A 2,673-nucleotide genomic window follows, 5' to 3' on the forward strand; every position below is an offset into this window, starting at 1 on the left:
CGCCTACCTCGACGCCCTCGCCACCCACCGCCGCACCAACGGACAACCCACCACCTCCTACGCCTGGGGACTCTGGAACACCCAAGGCGGCATGACGGGTCAGCTGGCCCAGGCCGACCGCGCGAGGATGGCGCGGATGGGCATCCTGCCCATCGACCCGGCCCTCGGCCTGGAGCTGTTCGACGCGGGCCTGCGGTCGGAGCGGGCGGCGCTCGTCCCGTCCCGGTTCAACCTCTCCGCCCTGCGGGACCCGGCACCGCTGTTCCGCAGCCTGGTGCGCACGCCCGTGCGGCGCGCGGCGGCAGCCGGAACCGGCACCAAGGCGGCGGGCACCGGCGGCACCGACGGGACGGCACTGGCCGATCAGCTCGTCGGACTCGACCGCGAGGAGCGCCGGACGGTGCTGCGCCGACTGGTGCTCGACCACGTGGCCGATGTCCTCGGACACACCGGCACCGACGCGCTGGACCCCGAGCGCGGCCTGCTCGACCAGGGCCTCGACTCGCTCACCGCGGTCGAACTGCGCAACCGCCTCGGCGCGGCGGTCGGCCACCGGCTGCCGAGCACGCTGATCTTCGACCACCCCACCGTCCTCGCCCTGGCCGGATACCTGGACACGGACGTGCTGCCCGCGCCCGTGTCCGGCCTGGCCGAGCTGGACCGCCTGGAGGAACTGCTGCTCACCCTCCCGACGGACGGGGAGCAGCGCGAGCTGCTCACCCGGCGCTTGCAGGAGGTCCTGACGAAGGCGGCCATCGAGCCGGCCGACTCGACCAGCCAGTTGTTGGACACCGCGTCCGACGACGAGCTCTTCGACTTCATCGACTTCGAACTCGGCAGTTGACCGGCACCACCCCTCCGCTGCACCCGTCCCTCGCCCTTCGCATCTCGACCAGGATCCAGAACTCCCTGGAATCCAAAGGAAGCAGACGTCACCGTGGTGAATGAAGACAAGCTCCGCGACTATCTCAAGCGCGTGACCGCCGACCTCCAGAGGACCCGGCAGCGCCTGCAGGAGGTCGAGGCCAAGGACCGCGAGCCGATCGCGATCGTCGGCATGGCTTGCCGCTACCCGGGCGGGGTGAGCACGCCCGAGCAGCTGTGGGAGCTGGTCGCCGAGGGCCGGGACGCGATCGCCGGTTTCCCGACCGACCGCGGGTGGGACCCCGACATCTACGACCCGGACCCGGAGAAGGTCGGCGCCTCCTACGCCAAGGAGGGCGGCTTCCTGCGTGACGCCGCCGGCTTCGACCCGGAGTTCTTCGGCATCTCGCCGCGCGAGGCGCTGTCCATCGACCCGCAGCAGCGCCTGCTGCTGGAGACCGCGTGGGAGGCCGTGGAGCGGGCCGGCATCGACCCGGCGACGCTCCGCGGCAGCCGGACCGGTGTGTTCGCGGGTGTGATGTACAACGACTACGGTTCCCGGCTCAACCCGATCCCCGACGGCTTCGAAGGCTACGTAGGCACCGGCAGCGCCGGCAGCATCGCCACCGGCCGCATCTCCTACACCTTCGGGTTCGAGGGCCCCGCCGTGACCGTGGACACGGCCTGCTCGTCCTCGCTGGTCGCCCTGCACCTGGCCGCCCGCGCGCTGCGCAACGGCGAGTGCTCGCTGGCGCTGGCCGGTGGTGTCACGGTGCTCTCCACGCCCAGCCTCTTCGTGGAGTTCAGCCGGCAGCGCGGGCTGTCGGCGGACGGCCGCTGCAAGGCCTTCGCGGCGGCGGCGGACGGCACCGGGTGGGGTGAGGGCGTCGGACTGGTGCTGCTGGAGCGGCTGTCGGACGCGCAGCGCAACGGGCACCAGGTCCTGGCCGTGATCCGCGGCTCCGCCATCAACCAGGACGGCACCAGCAGCCAGCTGACCGCCCCGAACGGACCGTCCCAACAGCGTGTCATCCAGCAGGCGCTCTCCGACGCGGGTCTCGACCCGGCGGACGTGGACGCGGTGGAGGCGCACGGCACGGGCACCAAGCTGGGCGACCCGATCGAGGCGCAGGCGCTGATCGCGACCTACGGTCGGGGCCGGGGCGCTGAACGGCCTTTGTGGCTGGGTTCGTTGAAGTCCAACATCGGACATTCCCAGGCCGCGGCCGGCGTCGGCGGCGTCATCAAGATGGTCATGGCGATGTCGCACGGCGAGTTGCCGAAGACCCTGCACGTGAACGAGCCCACACCCCAGGTGGACTGGTCGGCGGGCGCCGTCGAGCTGCTGACCGAGGCCCGGCCGTGGGAGGCGGACGGCGAGCGGCGGCGGCGCGCAGGTGTGTCGTCGTTCGGTATCAGCGGGACCAACGCGCACGTCATCCTGGAGGAGCCCCCGGCAGCCGAAACCGTCGAGGCCTCCGACGAAGCGGGCTCCGGATCCGAGCTGCCGGTGATGTGGCCACTGTCGGCGAAGAGCGAGGACGCCCTGCGCGACCAGGGCCGCCGACTGCACACCTGGATCACCGAACACCCCGACAGCACGGACCGCGCGATCGCGGCCGCACTGGAACACAAGCCGAAGTTCCCCCACCGGGCCGTCGTGTTCAACCGCGAGGCACTCGCCGCCCTCGCCGAGGGGCAGCCGCACCCGGATCTGGTGACCGGGACGGCCGGCGTCAGCGGCAAGACCGTGTTCGTCTTCCCCGGCCAGGGCTCACAATGGCCCGAAATGGGCCAACACCTCCTGGC

Annotated in this window: 2 protein-coding genes; both read left to right on the top strand. The window is 71.8% G+C overall.

Annotated elements, in window-relative coordinates; all coding sequences use genetic code 11:
* Positions 1 to 844: beta-ketoacyl reductase (locus ACFVYI_RS42345; protein WP_387895449.1), on the top strand; the 844-nt coding region annotated here is incomplete at its 5' end.
* A gap of 93 nt (positions 845 to 937) precedes the next feature.
* Positions 938 to 2,673, top strand: a 1,736-nt coding sequence (locus tag ACFVYI_RS42350) for a type I polyketide synthase (RefSeq protein ID WP_387895451.1), incomplete at its 3' end; no start/stop codon positions are given.

The organism is Kitasatospora sp. NPDC058218 (genome assembly GCF_042882445.1).
GTDB lineage: Bacteria > Actinomycetota > Actinomycetes > Streptomycetales > Streptomycetaceae > Kitasatospora.